The 20,043-nt window shown below is 71.6% G+C and carries 19 protein-coding genes; 9 read left to right on the top strand and 10 right to left on the bottom strand.

Features of this window, described 5'->3' with window-relative positions; all coding sequences use genetic code 11:
• Positions 1–87: 87 nt before the first annotated feature.
• On the top strand, positions 88–1,080 hold the full coding sequence (gene pip / locus DEJ25_RS11985; protein ID WP_110905173.1) for a prolyl aminopeptidase: 993 nt from the start codon (positions 88–90) through the stop codon (positions 1,078–1,080).
• 1 nt (position 1,081) lies between these two features.
• Here pip and DEJ25_RS16740 read toward each other — a convergent pair whose 3' ends face one another.
• Complete coding sequence (locus DEJ25_RS16740; protein WP_111044824.1) at positions 1,082–1,525, bottom strand: hypothetical protein; 444 nt, start codon at positions 1,523–1,525, stop codon at positions 1,082–1,084.
• 86 nt (positions 1,526–1,611) lie between these two features.
• Between DEJ25_RS16740 and DEJ25_RS11995 the strand changes: the two genes are divergently transcribed.
• A complete protein-coding gene (locus DEJ25_RS11995) occupies positions 1,612–2,589 on the top strand; it encodes a hypothetical protein (protein WP_111044825.1) in 978 nt (325 codons plus the stop codon).
• 75 nt (positions 2,590–2,664) lie between these two features.
• On the opposite strand, the gene DEJ25_RS12000 is transcribed toward DEJ25_RS11995, so the two are convergent.
• The 3 genes from DEJ25_RS12000 to DEJ25_RS12010 form a co-directional block, all read right to left on the bottom strand.
• On the bottom strand, positions 2,665–2,997 hold the full coding sequence (locus DEJ25_RS12000) for a hypothetical protein (RefSeq protein ID WP_110905159.1): 333 nt from the start codon (positions 2,995–2,997) through the stop codon (positions 2,665–2,667).
• Positions 2,998–3,302: 305 nt separating this feature from the next.
• Positions 3,303–3,860: a low molecular weight phosphatase family protein gene (locus DEJ25_RS12005; RefSeq protein ID WP_181427427.1), complete on the bottom strand. Its 558-nt coding sequence runs from the start codon at positions 3,858–3,860 to the stop codon at positions 3,303–3,305.
• Between the two features lie 2 nt (positions 3,861–3,862).
• Entirely contained in the window at positions 3,863–5,155 is a 1,293-nt protein-coding gene (locus DEJ25_RS12010; RefSeq protein ID WP_111044827.1) for an adenylosuccinate synthase, read from the bottom strand.
• A gap of 173 nt (positions 5,156–5,328) precedes the next feature.
• Between DEJ25_RS12010 and DEJ25_RS16745 the strand changes: the two genes are divergently transcribed.
• Together DEJ25_RS16745 and DEJ25_RS12015 are read left to right on the top strand one after the other, a co-directional pair.
• A complete protein-coding gene (locus tag DEJ25_RS16745; RefSeq protein ID WP_181421707.1) occupies positions 5,329–5,487 on the top strand; it encodes a hypothetical protein in 159 nt (52 codons plus the stop codon).
• A gap of 113 nt (positions 5,488–5,600) precedes the next feature.
• The gene (locus DEJ25_RS12015; protein ID WP_110905162.1) at positions 5,601–5,774 is read left to right on the top strand and encodes an Rv0909 family putative TA system antitoxin; all 174 of its coding nucleotides are present in this window, start codon (positions 5,601–5,603) and stop codon (positions 5,772–5,774) included.
• 112 nt (positions 5,775–5,886) lie between these two features.
• Here the strand turns inward: DEJ25_RS12015 and DEJ25_RS12020 are convergent, their stop codons facing one another.
• The 6 genes from DEJ25_RS12020 to DEJ25_RS12040 all read right to left on the bottom strand — a co-directional run bounded on the left by DEJ25_RS12020 (position 5,887) and on the right by DEJ25_RS12040 (position 14,326).
• Positions 5,887–7,044: a hypothetical protein gene (locus tag DEJ25_RS12020; RefSeq protein ID WP_111044828.1), complete on the bottom strand. Its 1,158-nt coding sequence runs from the start codon at positions 7,042–7,044 to the stop codon at positions 5,887–5,889.
• Positions 7,041–8,105: a polysaccharide pyruvyl transferase family protein gene (locus DEJ25_RS12025; protein WP_111044829.1), complete on the bottom strand. Its 1,065-nt coding sequence runs from the start codon at positions 8,103–8,105 to the stop codon at positions 7,041–7,043. Before DEJ25_RS12025 ends, DEJ25_RS12020 begins: the two co-directional genes overlap by 4 nt.
• On the bottom strand, positions 8,102–9,127 hold the full coding sequence (locus DEJ25_RS12030) for a glycosyltransferase family 1 protein (RefSeq protein WP_111044830.1): 1,026 nt from the start codon (positions 9,125–9,127) through the stop codon (positions 8,102–8,104). The genes DEJ25_RS12025 and DEJ25_RS12030 overlap by 4 nt, the downstream gene beginning before the upstream one ends.
• On the bottom strand, positions 9,124–10,251 hold the full coding sequence (locus DEJ25_RS12035; protein WP_111044831.1) for a glycosyltransferase: 1,128 nt from the start codon (positions 10,249–10,251) through the stop codon (positions 9,124–9,126). The genes DEJ25_RS12030 and DEJ25_RS12035 overlap by 4 nt, the downstream gene beginning before the upstream one ends.
• Positions 10,252–10,324: 73 nt before the next feature.
• Positions 10,325–10,492 carry an acetyltransferase gene (locus DEJ25_RS16460; protein WP_146236833.1) on the bottom strand — a complete coding sequence of 56 codons (168 nt, stop codon included), beginning with the start codon at positions 10,490–10,492 and terminating at the stop codon, positions 10,325–10,327.
• Between the two features lie 153 nt (positions 10,493–10,645).
• On the bottom strand, positions 10,646–14,326 hold the full coding sequence (locus tag DEJ25_RS12040; RefSeq protein ID WP_181421709.1) for a S8 family serine peptidase: 3,681 nt from the start codon (positions 14,324–14,326) through the stop codon (positions 10,646–10,648).
• A 148-nt stretch (positions 14,327–14,474) separates the two neighbouring features.
• Between DEJ25_RS12040 and DEJ25_RS12045 the strand changes: the two genes are divergently transcribed.
• The 5 genes from DEJ25_RS12045 to DEJ25_RS12065 all read left to right on the top strand — a co-directional run.
• A complete protein-coding gene (locus tag DEJ25_RS12045; protein ID WP_110905168.1) occupies positions 14,475–15,116 on the top strand; it encodes a TetR/AcrR family transcriptional regulator in 642 nt (213 codons plus the stop codon).
• Positions 15,113–15,865 carry a hypothetical protein gene (locus DEJ25_RS12050; protein WP_110905169.1) on the top strand — a complete coding sequence of 251 codons (753 nt, stop codon included), beginning with the start codon at positions 15,113–15,115 and terminating at the stop codon, positions 15,863–15,865. The genes DEJ25_RS12045 and DEJ25_RS12050 overlap by 4 nt, the downstream gene beginning before the upstream one ends.
• Positions 15,862–17,943, top strand: a complete 2,082-nt coding sequence (locus tag DEJ25_RS12055) for a YhgE/Pip domain-containing protein (protein ID WP_111044832.1) — start codon at positions 15,862–15,864, stop codon at positions 17,941–17,943. The genes DEJ25_RS12050 and DEJ25_RS12055 overlap by 4 nt, the downstream gene beginning before the upstream one ends.
• 261 nt (positions 17,944–18,204) lie before the next feature.
• Entirely contained in the window at positions 18,205–19,332 is a 1,128-nt protein-coding gene (locus DEJ25_RS12060; RefSeq protein WP_181427428.1) for a LacI family DNA-binding transcriptional regulator, read from the top strand.
• Between the two features lie 320 nt (positions 19,333–19,652).
• Positions 19,653–20,043, top strand: a 391-nt coding sequence (locus DEJ25_RS12065; RefSeq protein ID WP_146240683.1) for a hypothetical protein, incomplete at its 3' end; no start/stop codon positions are given.

Raw genomic sequence — 20,043 nt, forward strand, 5'->3', positions numbered from 1 at the left:
CGAGGTGTCGTGGTCGCCGGTTCCGCGACGGCTCGGTACGGTGGCAGCGCCCCCACCCCGTCCTGCCCCGTCGTCCGAGAGGCCCCCGTGCGCCAGCTGTACCCACCGCTCGAACCGAACCGCTCCGGCCTGCTCGACGTCGGCGACGGCCAGCAGGTCTACTGGGAGGAGTGCGGCTCACCGGACGGCAAGCCCGTCGTGTTCCTGCACGGCGGGCCCGGCGCCGGCTGCTCACCCGACCACCGTCGCCTGTTCGACCCGGCGCGCTACCGGATCGTCCTGTTCGACCAGCGCAACTGCGGCCGCAGCCTCCCGCACGCCGGCGACCCGGCCACCGACCTGTCCACGAACACGACCTGGAACCTGGTCGGCGACATCGAGCGACTGCGTGCGCACCTGGGGATCGACGCGTGGCAGGTGTTCGGCGGGTCGTGGGGGTCGGCACTGGCCCTGGCGTACGCCGAGACGCACCCGGAGCGGGTCACGGAACTGGTGCTCCGCGGGATCTTCACACTGCGGCCGAGCGAGATCGACTGGTTCTACGAGGGCGGGGCCGCGAACGTGCTGCCCGACCTGTGGGAGGGGTACCTCGCTCCCCTGGCACCCGAGGAACGGCAGCCCGGCGGCCTGGTCCGCGTGTTCGAACGCCTGCTGGCCGACCCGGACCCCGCCGTGCACGGACCCGCCGCGGTCGCCTGGGCGAGCTGGGAGGCGGCCTCGATCACGCTGCTGCCCCGACCGGACCTGGTCGCCCGGTACGCGGACCCGACGTACGCGCTGGCGTTCGCCCGGATCGAGAACCACTACTTCACCCACGACGGCTGGTTCGAGGACAGCCAGCTGATCCGCGACGCCGACCGGCTGCGCGAGATCCCGACCGTCATCGTGCAGGGGCGCTACGACATGTGCACGCCGGCCGTCACCGCGTGGGACCTGCACCGGGCGCTGCCGTCGGCAGAGTTCCGGCTGATCGACGACGCCGGGCACGCGTTCGACGAGCCGGGCATCCTCGACGCGCTGCTCGAGACGACGGACCGGTTCGCGGCTGCAGGCGCGGGCGCGGCAGGGTCAGCGGTCTGACTCAGGCGGCGGCGTCGTCGGCGGTGCCCGGTAGCTGCTGCTCCACGCGGTACCGCTCGACCTCGGCGTCGACCGCCCTGCGACGCTGCCAGGCCCGACCGAGGAGGAGTGACAGGGCGCCCGCTGCCGTCAGGACCCCACCGAGGACTGCGCCCGGGAGGGGGCTGTCCGTCCGCTCGTCGTTGCTGAGACCGACGGCACCGAGCAGCAGCGAGACACCGATGAGCAGGACCAGCATCGCGGCCGAGAACCCCCAGAGCCACGGCTGCCGCACGTCCAACCGCGCTCGCGTGGGGAAGGCGGTGACGGCGAACACACCCCATCCGATGGTGACGGCGGCAGCGATGCGGAACCACGAGCCGAGCAGGACCCCGGCTGCGATCGAGACGACGACGCCGCTGATCGCCCAGAGCCAGAACCCCCACGTCGAACCCCGCTGCGTCATGCGCCCACCGTACTGACGGCGGAGGCGACGAGGACGCGCCGACGCACCACGCGCCTCCAGGGCGCAGCACGTGGTGGGGTGGTGCCATGACCGACGACCTCGTGCCGTGGTTGGTCGCCGGGGGGCTCGCCGTCGTGGTGGTCGTCCTGGTGGTCCTCCTGCGGCGACACCAGACCTCTGCCCGCGCCGAGCTCGACGCCGCCGAACGGACGCGTGCTGCGGAGCTCGCCCAGCGCGAGGCGGAGCACCGGGACGCCACCGCGCGGCTCGAGGCCGACGGGGCGGCGCAGGTCGCGGCGGCCGACGCTGCTCGGCGGGACGCACTCACCGAAGCGGAGGAGAGCCGCGCGCTCGCCCGTCGAGGCATGAAGTGGGAGGAGGCGTCCGAGCAGGCGGTCCTCCGGGCCTGCCGTGCCGCCGGGGTGAGCGGGGTGCTGATGACGAACGTCGTGTTCGTCCCCGTCGGCGAGACCGAGCAGGGTCCGTGGCGGAAGTTCGTCGCGCAGGCCGACCACGTGCTCGTGTCCGAGTCCGGCCGCGGTCTGGTCATCGAGAACAAGCGCTGGGGCGGGATCGTGTTCGACGGACGCCGTCCGAGCGAGGTGCACCCGGCGTTCCGGAACCTGGTCGACGAATCGTCCCTCGTGCCGCCGTTCGCCGTGCAGGTGCGGAGCCGCACGGTCCTCAACGGTGAGGAGGAGGCCGAGAACTGGTGGCAGGTCCGGGTCCAGGCGAAGGGGGCGTCGCCGGCGCAGCAGGTGCGGCAGCAGGCCCGACGGCTCGCTCGTTTCGTCGACGAGCAGACCGGTGTGTCCCGCACCTGGTTCGACACGTGCGTCTTCTACTCGTCACCCTCGGCAGCGACGTTCGTGGAGCCGGAGGACCGCAGCGGCACCGTGACGACGAGCATCGTGACGAACGACCACGAACTGCAGTCGGCTCTGGCGTCCTGGGCGGCCAAGGACTCGGTGCCGAACCGCGCCCGCGCCGACGCTGTCGTGCGGGTGCTCGCCGGGCAGGGCGCCCACGCGATCACGGTCGGGAGCTACCGCCTGCCGGAGTGACCCGGGACACGCTCCGGACACGACGACGCCCCACCGGCCCGAGCCGGTGGGGCGTCGTCAGTGGAGCGGGGAGCGCTACGCGGTCGGGCGGATGACCGACGGGAGCATCACGTGCAGGTGCCCGGCGAGCGCGGTCTGCGCGTCCTCGAGCGAGGTGAAGTCGCCGACGACCAGGCCGAAGGTGTCCGAGGCGACGTAGCGGCCGTCGCGCTTGTCGACGGAGCCGCCGAAGTACCCGCCGTAGTTGGCGACCCACTCGTCGTCGCCTTCGAGCGTCCAGGTGAGCTTGGCCCGCGCGGCACGGGCGCTGGTGGCGGCCTCGGCCTCCAGGACGGCGACGATGTCGACGGTGTCGGTGTCGAGGGTGACGTCGGTCCCGGTTGCGGTCCGGTTGATGGTCGTGGTCATCGCGCTCTCCTGTCGTGTTCGGGGTACGTGCTGCAGTACGTGAACGCTACGACACCGATCGCGCCGATCGACAGCGAGGCCCGTCGATTCACGGGTTCAGCCCCGGATGTTCATCCGCGAAGCCCGGAACTCCGGGCTTCGCCCCCCGGCGTTCGCGGTACAGCAGGGCCGATCGGGGTACCCGTCATCCGGACGACGGCCGACCGGGGTACGACGCGGGACGCCCGCGTCGACGCGAGACGCCCGCGTCCACGCGAGACGCCCGCGTCCACGCGAGACGCCCGCGTCGACGGGGCGTCCGGGCCTCAGGACACCGCGCGCAGGGCGTCCGCGATGGTCGTCAGCGCAGCGTCGATCTCGTCAGCGACCCGCACGTGCGTGGACTCCGAACGACGGTAGGGGTCGTCCACGTCGTCGTCTGCCGGGTCAGCGGGCGGCGGCACGGTCCCGCGCAGCCGGGCGACCCGCTCGACCAGGGCTTCCGGCGAGTGCACGTCCGCCAGGTCCCCGGGCTCCAGGCCGCCGAGCACCCGCGCGAACTGCTTGATCGTGAACGCCCGCTTGGCGGCCCGCGGCGCGAGCTGCACGACCGCGGCTCGGTGGGAGCGTTCGGCCGTCAGCACCAGGTCCGCGGACCGGGCGATCTGCTCGGTCAGGTAGCGGGAGCGGTGCGCCTCCGGATGTCCGCCCAGCCGGACGGACTGCTCGGCGGCGGCACCGTCCATCACGGCGCCGTCGTCGGCGATGGTGCCGGCCGACTCGACGACGTGCACCGAGGCAGCCGGACCGAGACGCTCCTGCAGCACCTGCGCACCGAGCGGTGACCGGCAGATGTTGCCGCTGCAGACGAAGAGGATCCGCACGCTCAGCCCTGGCCGAGCAGGTCGTGCCGGACGACGATCGCGTCACGCCCGGGGCCGACACCGATCGCGGAGATCCGCGCTCCGGACATCGCCTCGACCGCGAGCACGTAGTCCTGCGCGTTCTTCGGCAGGTCCTCGAAGGTCCGGACGCCGGTGATGTCCTCGGACCAGCCGGGGAACTCCTGGTAAACGGGCTTGGCGTGGTGGAAGTCCGACTGCGACACGGGCACCTCGTCCACGCGCTGACCGTCCACCTCGTACGCCACGCAGACGGGGATGGTCTCCAGGCCGGTGAGGACGTCGAGCTTGGTCAGCACGAAGTCCGTCACGCCGTTGATGCGTGCCGTGTAGCGGGCGATGGGGGCGTCGTACCAGCCGCAGCGACGTGGGCGACCGGTCGTGGTGCCGAACTCGAAGCCGTTGGCGCGGAGGAACTCCCCCGACTCGTCGAACAGCTCGGTCGGGAACGGGCCGGCGCCGACGCGGGTCGTGTACGCCTTGACGATGCCGATGATCCGCTCGAGCTTGCCCGGGCCGATCCCGGACCCGGTGGCGGCGCCACCGGCCGTGGCGGACGACGACGTCACGAACGGGTAGGTGCCGTGGTCGACGTCGAGCATGGTGGCCTGGCCGGCTTCGAACAGGACGGTCTCGCCCCGCTCGAGGGCACGGTGGATCTCGAGCGCCGTGTCGGCGACCATCGGACGCAGGCGGTCGGCGAAGGACAGCAGCGACTCGACCACTTCCTCGGCGTCGATCGCACGGCGGTTGAAGACCTTGACCAGCAGGTGGTTCTTCTGGTCGAGGGCCGCTTCGACCTTCTGCCGCAGGATGTTCTCGTCGAAGATGTCCTGGATGCGGATGCCGACGCGGTTGATCTTGTCCGCGTAGGTCGGGCCGATGCCACGACCGGTGGTGCCGATCTGGCGCTTGCCGAGGAAGCGCTCCGTCACCTTGTCAATGGTGCGGTGGTAGTGCGTGATGACGTGGGCGTTCGCGGAGACGCGGAGCTTCGACACGTCGACACCGCGGGCCCTCAGCGCGTCGAGCTCCTGGAACAGGACCTCGAGGTCGACGACGACCCCGTTGCCGATGATCGGGGTGACGCCCGGGGTGAGGATGCCCGAGGGCAGCAGGTGCAACGCGTACTTCTCACCGCCGACGACGACCGTGTGTCCGGCGTTGTTGCCACCGTTGAACTTCACGACGTAGTCGATGCGGGAACCGAGGAGGTCGGTGGCCTTCCCCTTGCCCTCGTCGCCCCACTGGGCGCCGATGATGACTGCTGCGGGCATCTGGTTCTCCTCACGTTGGCGGAGGACCGCACACGGCCGTCCGGGCCGGTGGTCCACCCGAGTCTATCGGCTGGTCATCTCCGCGTCACCGGCACGACGCCAGCTGTGGAGAGCGGTGGCCCTCCGGAGCACGCTGGATGAGCACGACGACCGCCCCGACGAGAGGAACCACCATGAGCGACCCCATCGACGACATGAACCGCCTGCTGGACACCCAGCAGGCCGAGGAGCTCACCGACGGCGGCATCGGTTCGGTCGAGAGCGCCCCGCAGGACGTCATGCCCGAGACCGACCGCGGGCGCGAGGCCGCCGACGAGCGTCCCGACGCCTGAGCAGCAGACGGCGTCCGGTCAGTGCAGGTCTGAGCGCGCACGCCTGAGCGCGCACGGATGGCGCTCCGAGCACGCTCGACCCCGTCAGTGATCCGACGAACGGAAGGAACACCATGAGCGACCTCAGCGACAAGGCCAAGGACTTCGCGAACAGCGACAAGGGCGAGAAGGCCAGCGACTCCGGCCTGGACAAGGCCGCCGGCGCGGCCGACAAGGCCACCGGTGGTGGCCACGGCGACCAGGTCGACAAGGCCGAGAAGGCTGCCGACGACAAGATCGGCAACTGACGACGAGTCAGGATGCACATGACGGGAGGCCCGGTACCAGCTGGTACCGGGCCTCCCGTCCTGCAGGTGGTCGCGTCACGTCCACGACGGGCGCGGCCGTGGAGGATCCGGCTCAGGGACGGTCGCCGGCCGGTTGTGCAGCCCGGCTCGGGCGACGGCCGCAGGATCGGCCCGCCTTGGCCGAGAACAGGACGAAGGCCAGGATCTCGGACGATGCCAGGACGGTGAACACGCCGACGAGCCCCAGTCCGAGTTCGACCGCGAGCACCGATCCCAGGACCGCGCCGACCGCCACCGCGGCACGGAGTGCCATCACGTCGAGGACGGCTCCCTCGCGACGGAGCTGCGCGAACGGAACGGTGGCGGGGATGCTCGCCGCCTTCCACAGGCACGCAGCGACCACCGCGGACGTGCTGACGCCCCAGCTGGAGCCGAACACCTGATGCGGCACCCCGAGCAGGTGCGCCGCGACCACGGCGGCGAGAGCCCCGATCGACATGGCCGACAGCGTCACGACGAGTCGGGGGGCCGGGCGGGCGAGCAGCACGGTGCGCAGGTACCCCAGGACGGGCTGCAGGACACCGAGCACCGTCAGGACCAGCCGGAATGCCACCGCGGCCGCCGAACCCAGGACAGTGAAGACGACCGCGGTCAGCACGAGCGGCACTGCCGCCACCAGACACGTCTCCGCACCGACGACGACGCGACGGCGCATCGGGACCGCCCACGGCCGCACCGCCGGGTCGACGATGCACCGCAGCACGACCGGAACGACCATGCCGACGGCGAGGAACCCGAATGCGCGCGCTCCGATGCTCGGGGTGAGGACGGACGCGATCACCCCCGCTGCGACGAGGAGGACGGCGCCGATGAGCTCCGACCGCCAGTGTCCTCGGACGACGGCGTTCATCCGGCCGATCTGCAGCGCCGCCATCAGCACGGGCAGCGCGACCATCACGCTGTGCGTGGTGGGTGCGACGAGGACCAGCACCGTGGCCGTCGTCGCGGCGACCGCACCGAGCCGGGACCCCGTCGTCCGGTGCTCCCTGGGGACGTCCGGATCGGCGAGTCGTGCCTCGGCGAACACGGCACAGACGACACCGCTCAGGAACGCGCCGACGCTGAGCGCCAACGCCACCGCTGCCTGTGACGGCAGGTCGAGCGTCCGGGCAGCGACCACTTGGACGAAAGCCGGTCCGACGGGGAGGGCGGCGCCGCTGAGGACCATGCCGGCGCTCGACACGGCCGCGGAGGAGCGGCGGGCGTTCACTCGGTCTTCGCCGTGATGCGCGCTCCGGCCAGTTCGGCCAACCGGTCGGACAATGCCGTGCGGTGTCCCTCGAACCCGCGGAGGGCGACCGAGACGGCCGCGTCGTAGCGCCCCCGGAGCTCGGGGTCCGCGACCAGTTGCCGGATCTGCTCGTCCACCTCGGTCGGGTCGAATGCGTACACCGAGTGCACGTAGTCGCTCAGGCCGAGGTCGTCGAAGGCGCCGAAGCCCTTCCGCTCGTACGCCAGGTGGACGACCCAATGACCGGCCCGGAGCGCCATGAGGGCCGCGTGCAACCGGACCGCGACCACCACGCGCCGAGGTCCGTTGACGTACTCGTCCCGGTCGAGGACCCGCTCGGGGCACGTCGCTCCGACGGCGCGGTCGTCGTCATTGCCGGCTCCCCTGCTCTGGACCCATCCGTCGAAGGGTCTGAGCACGGCGGCGAGTTCGAGGATCCGCGTCCAGCCCGCTCGGCGCACCGGGCGCACCGACAGCACCGGAGTCCGGTCGCGGAGCGGCGCCGTCCGGGTCGCCCAGTCCGGGTCGAGCAGGGCCATGTCCGGCATCCGTACGGCGTTCGGCAAGCGGAGTTCGCGCACCGAGCGGTCGTCCCGCAGGCACACGAGGTCGATCTCGGCGAGCAGGCTCCGCAGGACGCGGCGGATCACCCGCCCCTCGGGGCCGATCGATTGCGGCAGGTACACCGCGGGCGTCGCGGTCCGGGCAGCCGCCACCAACTGCGGAAGATGGGCGATGGACGTCTTGAGGGTCTCGACGACCCCGCCGAAGCGCAGGTAGCCGCCGCCGACCCCGACGACGAGGTCGAAGTCGTCGAGGCGGCCGAGGCTCCGCAGACCGGACAGCCCGGAGCGTGCAGTCCATCGTGACGACAGGAAGCGGACGCGGTCGCGCGGAGTGAACGACTCCGGGTAGCGGGCGAAGACCGTGTACTCGGTCTCTGGGTCGATGCCGTCGAGGAGGTCGATCGCCGCATCGACGAGGAGCCCGTCCCCGGCGTTCGAGGCACTGTACGCGTGCAGGATGGCCACCGTCGTCATCGCAGTACCTCCGCGTAGCGACGGAGGTGCTCACCGACGCTGCTCTCCCAACTGAAGCGACCCGCCCATGCTGGACCGGCGGACCGGACGTCCGCGCACCAACGGTCGTCCGCGAGCGCCGCCGAGACCCCCTCGACCAGACCCCGTTCGGAGAGGTCCTCGAGTGGCCAGCTCGGGCCGGCGACCTCGGCGAGGGAGCCCCGCCGACTCGCTGCGACGGGCACGCCAGCAGCCAGGGCCTCGAGCACGGGGAACCCGAAGCCCTCGTAGAGACTCGGGAAGACGAACAGTCGGGTGTGCTGCATGAGGGCAGCTCGCTCATCGTCGGAGACGAAACCGAGGTACTCGCAGTTCTGAGACGACGCCACACGATCGAGGACGTCCCGGTACCGCCAGGCGGGCCGCCCGGCGAGGACGAGTCGCACGCCGGATGCACGGAGCGCCGGGCTCTCGAACGCGCGGACGAGTTCGAGCAGGTTCTTCCGCGGCTCGATGTTGCCGAGGTACAGCGCGAACGGTCGGTCTCGGAGGTGCTGGAAGCGATCCCCGAGTGCCGCCGGGGTGGTGAACGCGTCGTGGTCGATGCCGTGCGGGATGACCGAGATGGTCGTGGGATCGACGTCGAAGACCGCAGCGATGTCGTCCGCCGCCGACTGCGAGACCGTGATCAGGCCAGAGGTCGACCGGATGGCCCGGTGGACGCGTGTGCGCCAGACCCGCTCCTGGACTAGCGACCGCGCGACGTCGATCCACCTGCTCGCGACACCGTGCACGGTGACGATGCTCGGGACTCGCGTCGGGATGACCGGACCGGTGTCGGCACTGTAGTGGATGACGGTCTCGGCGGACCGCCTGAGGCCGGCCAGTGTCTCCAGTGCCGCAGTGATCGCCGGATGACCTGCCGCAGGGAGGACGCCGGTGGTGTGCCCGGCTGCCCGGACGCCTCGGACGAGCTGTCGTGCGTAGGTGGTGTTGCCGCCGACATGTCGGTCGACGACCCTGCTCGGGAAGACGACGTTCACCGCCCGAGGGCCCGACGTCCGAGCACGGCGGCATCGCGGTAGAGGTGGCGGAACGACGTGGACTGCACCTCGTGGTTCATCAGACGGAGCAACAGCGACGCACCGACAGCGGTGTCCCAGGCGACCGCCTTGTCGTCGAGGCAGCGGACGACCTGTTCGGCGAGGCCGCGCGCACCGTGAGCCTGTCGCAGCGTCGTGCCCTCGAACGCGGGGATCCTCCTGGCGACCACCGGCACTCCCCGGGCCGCCGCGTCGAGGACGCTGATCGGGAAGCCCTCGTAGCGCGCGGTGTGCACGATGGCGTCGACGTCGGCGATCTCGGACACGAGTTCCGGGTCCGAGAGCCAGCCGGTGACCTGGATGCCTCCACGCTCGAGTGCCCGCTCGTGTCGTGCTTCCCCCTCGCCGATCCAGACGGCCTCGAGGTCCGGCACCTGCTGCCGTACGCGGCGGACGACCCGCAGGAAGAGCCGTGGGTCCTTCTGGTGACATGCACGGCCGATCATCGCGATGCGCGGCGGACGGGCCACCGCCCGGTCGGTCCTGATCCCGGCGCTGCCCACGGACGGCACGTTCGGCACGAGGACCGTGGCGGCACGGGGGTTCATGAGTCGCGCGAGCCGGTCTTCCCGCGCGGAGAGGACTGCGACACACTGACGCCGCTGGGCGAGGGCCGCTTCGACCGCGAACCCGACGAGCCCCACCAGGGATGCCCGCCGCTCGCACACGTAGCCGTGCGGCTGGTAGACGATCGACGCCCCGCGTGGTGCCGCGAGCCGGACGAGCACACCAGCCCAACTCGAGTGCGCGTGGACGATCGTCGGCTGCACGCGCAGGAGTTCCGCGCGGACCCGACGGAGTTGCCGAACGAAGCCGCCGGGCAGTTCGCTGATCGAGACGAAGACGTCGGCAGCGACTGCGCGGTCGAGATCCGCTCCGGCAGCGAGGAGACGGTGCGTGTGGTCAGGCGTCGCCGAAGCAGTGGCGCACACCGCTCTGCTGACGCCGCCTGCGAAGCACGTGGTGACGTGGAGGACCGTCGGGCGCGACTGCTCGGCACCGCTGACACGGTCGGACCCCGCCGAGCTGGGCCGTGCGGCGGGGTCGTCGAATTGGGTTGCCATGCCGATATACTAGCATCTGATCTGATACATCTGTCATGGACACTGACTCCTGCCCGCCTGCCAGAGGGGGACGTCAGCCGCGGAAGAAGTCCGCGTACGAGGGGTCACCGACCACCTGGGTGTGACCGGGTTCGGCGAGGCGCTCCTCCACCATGGCCCGGATGACGTCCGGCGGGGTCAGGCCGCGGCGACGCCACTCCATCGGGTTCTGCCGGAGCTGCACCAGGCTGTTCGTTCGCATACTGCAACACTGGCACGAAGTACCTAGTTCGTCTAACTACCTGTCCTGTAGGCGCACTTCCCACCGGTGGTCCACAGCACACGGCGTCACACGACGGAGCGGGCGGCCCGTTCCCGGACCGCCCGCTCGTCTCGCTCTGTGCTGTTGTCGGTGCTACTTCGTGATCTTGCCCGTCTGGGGCGAGGTGACCGAAGCGGTCTCGTACCCGGACTTCTTCGCGGTCAGGACGAACGAGATCCTGTGCCCGACGTCCTTCGGCCCGGTCTTGTAGGTCGACCGCGACACCCCGACGTCCTTGCCGTCACGCAGCCACTTGTACGTGAACGTGACGCCGTCCGCGTTCCAGGTGCCGGTGTGCGACTTCAGGTTCGCCCGGATCTCCAGCGAGCCGGTGACGACCACACGGCCGGACACCAGCGCGAGCTTCGGCGTCACCGAAGTCGTGCTGAGCAGGTCCGCCTGGTCGCCCGGCGCGTTGTGCAGGTGCAGGAGCAGCACCTTCGCCGAGGTCGAGGTGGCCGAGGCCCGGATGACCTTGATCGCCGTGTCCGGGTACGTCAGGCTCGACGCCCCGTTCGCGGTGAACGACACCGCCGGCTGGAAGGCGTTGTAGGTCGCGACCTTCGTCTCGTCGACCACCGAGGACGCAGCCATGGGCAGCGTCGGCGAGTAGGACGACTCGGTCACGACCGAGTAGTCGAACACCGCGGTCTTCGACTTCGCCGTGTACCCGAGCGCCGCGAGCGACACCGGCAGCACCTTGACCGCGGAGTCGAACGTGTTGACGTCGACGCCGGCTGCGACACCGCCGAGGGGGCGCGTGTCCACGACCTGCTTCTTCGGGTCCTTCTGGTGCAAGTCGAGCGTCGTCACGACCGTCACGTCCGCCGTCGCCGACTTGGTGTCGTACGTCAGGTAGTCGGGGTCACCGTCACGGTTGGTGTCGATGAGCACCTCGACGTTGTTCGACTGGCCGGGGTTCGACTCGGCGCCGTCGGTCTGGACGCCGAACGACACCAGGCCCTTCGACTTGTCGGCCAGGCCGAGCGCCGTGGAGTTGGCGCCGTAGGCACGGATGTCCGCGCCACGGAGCGTCTGCTTCGCGGTGCCGTCCGGGAACGACTCCTGCGGGTCGGTGCCACCGAGCTGGAACGGTGCGACGAGCGCCCGGTAGCCGGTCGTGCCGGTTCCCTGGGACAGGCCGCGGCCCTCCATCGTGATGGTGCTGGTGCGGGCCTTGCCGGAGAACACGACGTCGTCCGCGTGCAGTGCGCTGACCGGCTCCGGCGCGGCGTAGACGCCGAGTCGGAGCGGCGTGACGCCGTCGGCGGCCGGGGTGAACGTGACCAGGCCGGTGGCGGCCGGGACGAACTCCCGCGGGGTGCCGCCCTCGACGGCGACCTGCGTCGGGTCGATGACCTTCCGCAGGAGCGTCGGGTCGGCGATCGTCATGGTGACCGTGACCGTGGCGGTGCCGCCGGCAGGGACGGTGACCGTGTCGGTGTTCAGCGTGAAGACGACGCCGGGCTGCGCGATGCGCGACTCGTACGCGACGCGGTAGGTGTGCGCGGTGGCCGAGGTGTTGCGCACCAGCAGGGTGCGCTTCTCGGTGGTCGCCGCGCCGACCTCGACGACGCCGAAGGAGGCCGTGACGAGCTGCCCGTTCTCCTGGCTGCGGACGGTGGTTCCGTCCTGCACGGCCTGGAGTGCGTCGACCCGGCCGGTGCCCTGGCGGAGCAGGGTCGCCGACTGGCCGTCCTTCGCGCTCTGGCGCACGTCGTGCGTGGCCGTGTTCATGAGCGCTGCCTTGATCTCCGGTGCCGTCCAGCCCGGGTGGGCCTCGAACGCCAGCGCGGCGACGCCGGCGACGTGCGGGGTGGCCATCGAGGTGCCGCTGAGCGACAGACGGTCGTTGCCGGTGCCGTTGGCGGCCGAGATCACGTTGACCCCGGGGCCGGCGATGTCCGGCTTGACGACGTCGCCGTAGGAACCGTGCTCACCGCGGCTGCTGAAGGACGCCAGGGTGTTGACCGTCTCGGCGTCGGTGGCGAGCTGGAAGCCCTTGAGCTCGTCCGCGAACCGGACGTGCAGGGTCCCGGCCTTCGCCGCGGCCTGGAGGCCCGTCACGCTCTCACGGGTCAGTTCCGCACCCGGGATGGTCGCGTTGCCCGCGATGCCCGAGTCGAAGGTGTTCACCGTGCCGGCGAGGAGGACGCCGATGCCGCCGGCGGCCTGGACGTTGTTGAAGCGGACACCGGAGCCGCACTCGAGGGCGCCGTCGGTCCACTTCAGCCAGACGACCTTGCCCGCGATCGCAGCGGCCTGGTCGGCGCTGAACGCCGTGCAGCCGTCGATGTCCGTGGTGGGGACGACGACGTCGCCCTCGACGGGGAGCGGGCCCTGGTGGTTCTGCGAGTACTGCGCGCGCCAGGTCTTCGCGACGTCCGCCGGGGCGGTCGCCTCGACACCGTCGAAGAGGCTCTGTCCGGTCGCGGCAGCGGCGACGGTCAGGGCGCCGGCCGAGTTGCCCGGCGAGCCCCCGATGTCGGTGAAGTCGTCGGCGTTGCCAGCAGCGATCACGGGCAGCACACCGCGGGCCGTGAGCGCGTCGATCTTGGCGTTGTCCGGGTCGTCGGCTGCCCCGTAGTCGGAACCGAGCGACAGGTTGATGACGTTGATGCTCTTGCCCTCGGTGAGGGACTGCCCGACCCAGTCGAGCGCGGCACCGGTCAGGTCGGTCGAGCCGCCCTCGTCGCCGAACACCTTGAGCGAGTAGAGACCGGCCTGCGGGGCGCTGCCCGGGCCGACCCACATGTCCTGCACCTGCTGCGGGGTGAGGGTCGAGTAGTCACCGCGGAAGGTCGTCTTGTCGGCGTTCAGGCCGAAGCCGGCGGCGGTGCCGGCGACGTGGGTGCCGTGGTCGCCGCCCTTGCCGTCGATGGGGTTGGCATCCGGCGCGGGCACCGGGTCGTAGGCGTCCGGGTCCGTCGGGTCCGCGTTGTACGTGGGGCCGGCGAAGTCGTAGCCGCCGAGGAACTTCGAGGGGTCGTACCAGCTCGAGGCCGGGGCGCCGGTGCTGGCGAGGGCCTCCTGGTAGGCGGCGGTGGTGCCCGGACCGCCGAAGTCGGCCTGCGTGTAGTCCAGGCCGGTGTCGATCACGGCGACGTTGACGCCCTTGCCGGTGCGTCCGGTCTGGGTCCAGGCGTCGACGGCCTTCGTGTACAGGTCGCTCGCGGCGTTCTTCGGCGCGACGCCGTCGGCACCGGGCTTCGCGAGGTCGGGGTCGACGCCCGAGGGTGCGGCACCCGCCGACGTGCTCTGCTCGGGCTCGACGACCTTCTTCGGCAGCAGCGGGACGATGCTCAGCACGTCGGAGCGCTTCGCGAGCTCGGTGAAGGCCGCGACGTCGGCGACGACCGCGACGCCGGGGACGGTGTACTCGGTCGAGTACAGCTCGGCGGCCTTCCGGTCCGCACCCTTGACGGCGCTGAGGACCTTCGCGTTGGTCGAGCGGATCGTCGCGAGCCGGCTCTTCGCGGCGGACGACGGGGTCTTCGAGCGGGTGAGGTCGCCGCCCTTCGCCTGCGCGTCGACCTCGAGCGCGCCGGCGCCGGTCGTGCGGACGAACGCGCTGACCGTCTTGGTCGGGGACGCGTTCCGCAGCGGGGCGGAGAGCTTGAGGCCGGCCGAGGCGGCGGTGGCCGGTGCCGCGGAGGCCGCACCGCCGACGGCGAGTCCGCCGCAGGCCAGCGCCGCGACCGCGACGATCGAGGTCAGCAGTCGCGGGGAGCGGTACCGACGGGAAGGGATGGTGGGTGGTGTCGCACGTGGCACGCAGCACACTCCTGGGTTGTCCGAACTCCGGGTGAAGTCCTCATGAAGCTAAGTGCTCGCCCTCAGCACGGGGAGTCGGCAGTTCAGGGGACAGAACCTGTGGTTCTCCGAAGTTGCACACTAGTGTGCAGGTTACTACGATGGGTGCATGACCACCACCGATCGGCCCGCACGCGCGCCACGACGGGACGCGACCGAGAACCGCGCCGCCCTCGTCCAGGCTGCCCGGACCCTCCTGCAGGCGGATCCGGACGCGTCGCTCGAGTCGATCGCCGCGCACGCCGGACTGTCCCGACGTGCGATCTACGGACACTTCCCCTCTCGTGACGACCTCATGCGCGAGGTCGTGACCGGCGGAGCCGAGCGCATCCTGGCCGCGATGCCCAGCCGGGCCGCACTCGCCGACCTGCCCCCGGCCTCCCGACTGGCCGCGATCGCGGTGACCCTCTGGACCGAGGTCTCGCACGTCCGCTCGATGGCGGTCATCGCCGTCCGCGGACCCCTCGTCGAGACCGTCGCCACCGTGTTCGCCCCGCTGCGCGAGCAAGTCCGCGACGCGTGCACCCTCGGCATCGCCGACGGCACCATGCGCGACGACGTCGACGCCGCGACCCTCGGCCGCCTGGTCGAGGGCGCCTGCCTGGCGGTCCTCGACGAAGCCACGCGCTCCGCCACCCCGGACGACGCCGGCCGCCGGATGGTCGTCCTCTCCGCCCTCGGCATGGCGGGCGTCGACTGGCGCACCGCCCTGCTCGCTCTCCCCGCCACCCTCCCGGAGGACCCCGCATGACGCTCGAACTCGCCGCAGTCGGCATCGGCACCGGACCCGGCGCCGCGCTCCCCGCCGTCAGTGCCGTCGCGGCCCCAGGTCACCCGGGCATCGTCGCCGTCGAGACCGAGCAGGCACCCGTGCTGGCGTCCCTGGTCGCCGGCGGTCGGATGAAGCCCGACACCGGACGGGTCCTGCTCGACGGACACGACGACCCCGCGGGCATCCGCCGCTCGTTCGCCCTCGTCGACACCCCGGGCGTCGCCGAGCCGTTCCCGGTGATGAGCCTCAAGCGGATCGTGCACGAAGAGCTCGCGTTCGCCGGACGCCGGCCCTCTCGCGGCGACGTCGCGACCGTGCTCGACGAGCTCGGCATGACGAGCTGGACCGACACGCACGTGCAGCGCGTGCCGACGGACGTCCGCGTGCGGCTGCTCGCCGAACTGGCACTCCTGCGGCCCGACGTCACCGGGCTCGTGATCACGTCGCCGGAGCGGCACGGCGGGGCGGTCGCGGACTGGTTCGCCGTCGTCCGCGAGATCGCCCGACGTGGGGTGACCGTCGTGCTCGTGACCTCGAAGGCCGCGGCGGAGACGGCCTCGGCCCTGCTCGACACGATCGCCGACGAGCCGCTCGACGCCAGCGACGACACCAGCACCAGCACCAGCACCACCGAGGGTCCCGAGGACGCGACCCGGACCGGCGGGCCCGACACCGGCCTCCCGACCGACACCACCGACGCCACCGCTCCCCTGGAGACCCGCTCGTGACCATCCCCTCGCTCGTCCGCGCCGAACTCGCGCGCCTGACCGCCACCCCGCTCGCCCGCCTCGCGTTCATCGCGCTGATGTGCGTGCCGCTGCTGTACGGCGGCGCCTACCTCTGGGCCAACCGCGACCCCTACGCCAAGCTCGACCAGGTCCCGGCCGCGATCGTCGACCAGGACGCCGGCGCCACCCTCGACGGCGAACACGTCGACTACGGCAAGGACGTCGCGCAGCAGGCCATCGACGGCGGTGACTTCGACTGGAAGCGCACGACCGCCGCCGACGCCCGCTCCGGTGTCCGCAACGGCACCTACGACTTCGTGGTGACGATCCCGCACGACTTCTCGGAGTCCCTGGCCTCGGCGCAGTCCGACCACCCGAAGCGCGCCGAACTCGTGATGACGACGGCGGACACGAACTCCTACCTCGCCTCGACCATCGCGGAGCAGGCGGGCAAGACCATGCGGACGGCCGTCGCCGAACGCGTCGGGAAGGAGGCCGCCAGCACCCTGCTCGTCGGGCTCGCCGACGTGCGGGACAGCCTGGGTGACGCCGTCGACGGGGCGGGCAAGCTCGCCTCCGGTGCGACGACCGCCGCGAACGGGGCCGACACCCTCCAGGCCGGTACCGCGCAGCTCTCCGCCGGCGCCTCCACCCTGGCGTCGAGCACAGCCGCGCTGCCCGCGCAGACCGCGACGCTGAACTCCGGCGCGCAGCAGGTCGCGACCGGTGCCGCATCGCTCGCCACGGGCCTCCGGTCCGCGCAGCAGCAGACGGCCGCGCTGCCGGACCAGACCCGGGAGCTCGCAGACGGGGCGGCGCAGGTCGCGGCCGGCAACGCCGAGCTCGCGGAGCAGGTGGACGCGGCGAACACGACCGTGCAGGCGATCCAGCCGCTCGACGCGGACACCGTCATCGCCGACATCACGTCGAACCTGCCCGAGGGTGTCACCCTCACGCCGGAGCAGGAGCAGGCGCTCACCGCCACCGTGAGGTCGGCCGTGCAGCAGGCGAACAGCGCCGGGACGGACGCCCAGCAGCAGCTTCGCGACACCACGGCGAAGATCGACACGCTGAGCACCGGCGCGCAGCAGGTGTCGGCGGGAGCCGCGACGCTGGCGGACGCGGCACCGGCGCTCTCCTCGGGGATCGCGACCGCCGCCTCCGGGGCTTCGACCCTGTCCGACGGCGCCGCGCAGGTCGCCGGCGGGACGCAGGAGCTCGCCGCAGCGGCCCCGGAGTTGTCCTCGGGAGCGTCGCAGCTCGCCAGCGGAGCGGCTTCGGCCGACGCGGGTGCGAAGTCCCTCGCCACCGGCCTGCACTCGCTCGAGTCCGGCTCCTCGGAACTGGCGTCCCAGCTCGACGAGGGACGGACCGAGATCCCGGCGTCGACCGCGTCCCAGCGGGCGTCGCAGGCGAAGGTCATCTCCGACCCGGTGAAGGTCGGCGACGACAACGTCGCCGCCGCGTCGAACTACGGCGCCGGCCTGGCTCCGTTCTTCATCTCGCTGGCCGCCTGGATCGGCATGTACGCGCTGTTCCTCATCCTCAAGCCGATCTCGAAGCGCGCGATCACCGCCGTCCGACGCCCGCTGCGTGTCGTGTTCGGCGGCTGGCTGACCCCGGCGCTCCTCGGAGTCGTGCAGATGGTGGCGCTGTTCCTCATCGTCCGGTACGCGCTGGACCTCGACGTGGTGCACGCCGGCGGGACGGTCGGGATCATGGTCCTGGCATCCGCGACGTTCGCGGCGATCATCATGACGCTCAACGTGCTGCTCGGCTCGGTCGGCCAGTTCCTCGGGCTGGTGCTCATGCTCATCCAGCTCGTCACCGCGGGCGGCACGTTCCCGTGGCAGACGCTGCCGGGGCCGCTCGCCGCGCTGCACTTCGCGCTGCCGATGACGTACTCCGTCGACGCGATCCGGCAGACGATGTACGGCGGGTCGCTCGCCACGGCCTGGAGCGACGCCGGCGTCCTGCTCTGCTGGCTGCTCGGGGCGCTGCTCGTGTCGTACCTCGTCACGGCGCGGCAGACGCGGACGCGGACGCTGCGCGACCTGCGGCCGAGCCTGATCGGCTGACCGGGGCGAACCGGGCCGGCCGAGCCGGCGAGCCGGCGGGCTGCGCACAACAGGAACCCGTCCGAACCACGCGATGCCGTGGTTCGGACGGGTTCTCGTTGTGCGGGTCCGAACGGCACCGGGCGATCCCGAGCGGGGCGGCCGGGAGATGCCTCGCGGCGCGTCCGGCGATGCCGCACCCGCCCCGGGGCGTGGAGCGCGACAGCGGTACCATCGTGGGGACGCACCCGGCGGGTGCGCAGCCGGAGGTCGAGGATGACGATGGGGAACACCAAGCCCGCGACGATCTACGACGTCGCCGCTCGCGCGGGGGTGTCGAAGTCGCTCGTGTCCCTCGTGCTGCAGCGTTCCCCGCGGGTGAGCGAGCAGCGTCGGGCAGCGGTCCTCGCGGCGATCCAGGAGCTCGACTACCGCCCTTCGACGGCGGCGGTGTCGCTCGCCGGCACCCGCTCCCGGACCATCGGCGTGGTGCTCGACGACTTCCGGAACCAGTGGTTCGTCGACCTGCTCACCGGCCTCCGCGAGTCGCTACAGGACCAGGGACACCGACTCGTCGTCGCGGACCGGTTCCTCAACACGGGGCTCGACGTCTCCCCCGTCGAGGGGTTCCTGTCCATGCGCGTCGAGGGTCTGGTGATCGCGGGCGAGCCGGACCCGGACCTCGTCGTCCCTGCCGGCACCCCGGTCGTCGTCGCCGGCGGACGGGCAGCGCTCCCGCGGGCCGACACCGTGGCGAACGACGACCTGGCCGGCGGACGCATGGCGGCGGAGCACCTCATCGGACTCGGGCACGTGCGGCTCGGCTTCGTCGGTGGGCACTCGGCGGCGAGCGACGCCCGACTCGAGGGATGGCGGGCCGCCATCGACGCCGCGGGTACACGGCCTGCCGGGTCGGACACCGGCGTCGCCGCGTCGTCGGATGCGATCGGTTCGTCCGGCGTGCCCGGATCGTCCGGCGTGCCCGGTCCGTCCGAGACTGCCAGTCCGCCCGAGGTGACCGGTTCTTCCGACGTGACCGGAGTTGCCGTGGTGCTCACTGCCGACGTCACCGAGGAGACCGGGTTCACCGGGACGCACCGCCTCCTCGACGAGCACCCCGAGGTCACCGCGGTGTTCGCCGCGAACGACGTGACCGCGCTCGGCGCGATGTCCGCCGTCGCCGACCGAGGTCTGCGCGTGCCCGAGGACATCTCGGTGATCGGGTACGACGACACCCCGATCGCGGCCTCGAGGTACGTGGGCCTGACGAGCATCGACGACCGCAGCATCGACATCGGCCGGGGTGCCGGGGTGCGGCTGCTCGAACGGATCGCGGACCCGGGGCTGACCCCCACCGAGGTCCTGGTCGAGCCGCGCCTCGTCGCCCGCCGGACGACCGCCCCACGCTGACCGGACCCGAGACGGCAGTGTGCGCCGGAGGCCTGCGTCGACGGTCCGTACCCCGCTCTCGAGACTTCCTGACCGTGCTGGTACCTGAGCGGAACTAGGCTTTGCTCGACCCCTACCCGAGGGGTCACGTGGACGGAACACCCGAGTTCGAACCGACGTCTGCATCCTCTCCGGCGGCACGAGCACCCTCTCGTGTCGGACGCACTGGTCACCCTGCCCGTGCCCTCGCTGTGGGTCCCTGCCCACGGTGTCCTGATCGATGCTGCCTCGCCTGCCCGGGTGGCCCTCCTCGGAGTACCCGAATCCCTGGAGAACAGAACATGGCACGCATCCTCACCCGCACCATCGGCGGCGCCGCGGCCTCGATCATCGTCGGCGGCATCGCAGCCGTCGCGGTGACCGGAGTCGCCTCGGCACACACCCCCGAGGTGTCGGCATCGTGCACCCAGTTGCACGTCGCCCTCGCGAACTACCCGGGGAACTCGACGGTCGACGTCGTCCTCGACGACACCGACCACGGCGCCGCGACCTTCGGCCCGAGCGCCTTCGACGACACGTTCCCCCTCGACGCGACCCGCAAGCACACCTGGTCCGTCTCCGTGACGTCCGGCGACGGCGACCACGCTTTCGACAAGACGTTCAGCGGCAAGTCGACCGATGCGTGCCTCGCGGTCGCACCCCCGGTCGGGGTGGGGACCGGGGGTGCGACCG

Source organism: Curtobacterium sp. MCPF17_011, from assembly GCF_003234145.1.
GTDB lineage: Bacteria > Actinomycetota > Actinomycetes > Actinomycetales > Microbacteriaceae > Curtobacterium.

Excerpts from the sequence above, each read along its gene's own strand:
- DEJ25_RS16740 (WP_111044824.1), bottom strand. The coding sequence starts at position 1,525 with ATGACGCAGCGGGGTTCGACGTGGGGGTTCTGGCTCTGGGCGATCAGC.
- DEJ25_RS11995 (WP_111044825.1), top strand. The coding sequence starts at position 1,612 with ATGACCGACGACCTCGTGCCGTGGTTGGTCGCCGGGGGGCTCGCCGTC.
- DEJ25_RS12000 (WP_110905159.1), bottom strand. The coding sequence starts at position 2,997 with ATGACCACGACCATCAACCGGACCGCAACCGGGACCGACGTCACCCTC.
- DEJ25_RS12010 (WP_111044827.1), bottom strand. The coding sequence starts at position 5,155 with ATGCCCGCAGCAGTCATCATCGGCGCCCAGTGGGGCGACGAGGGCAAG.
- DEJ25_RS16745 (WP_181421707.1), top strand. The coding sequence starts at position 5,329 with ATGAGCGACCCCATCGACGACATGAACCGCCTGCTGGACACCCAGCAG.
- DEJ25_RS12015 (WP_110905162.1), top strand. The coding sequence starts at position 5,601 with ATGAGCGACCTCAGCGACAAGGCCAAGGACTTCGCGAACAGCGACAAG.
- DEJ25_RS12025 (WP_111044829.1), bottom strand. The coding sequence starts at position 8,105 with ATGACGACGGTGGCCATCCTGCACGCGTACAGTGCCTCGAACGCCGGG.
- DEJ25_RS12035 (WP_111044831.1), bottom strand. The coding sequence starts at position 10,251 with ATGGCAACCCAATTCGACGACCCCGCCGCACGGCCCAGCTCGGCGGGG.
- DEJ25_RS16460 (WP_146236833.1), bottom strand. The coding sequence starts at position 10,492 with ATGCGAACGAACAGCCTGGTGCAGCTCCGGCAGAACCCGATGGAGTGG.
- DEJ25_RS12045 (WP_110905168.1), top strand. The coding sequence starts at position 14,475 with ATGACCACCACCGATCGGCCCGCACGCGCGCCACGACGGGACGCGACC.
- DEJ25_RS12050 (WP_110905169.1), top strand. The coding sequence starts at position 15,113 with ATGACGCTCGAACTCGCCGCAGTCGGCATCGGCACCGGACCCGGCGCC.
- DEJ25_RS12060 (WP_181427428.1), top strand. The coding sequence starts at position 18,205 with ATGGGGAACACCAAGCCCGCGACGATCTACGACGTCGCCGCTCGCGCG.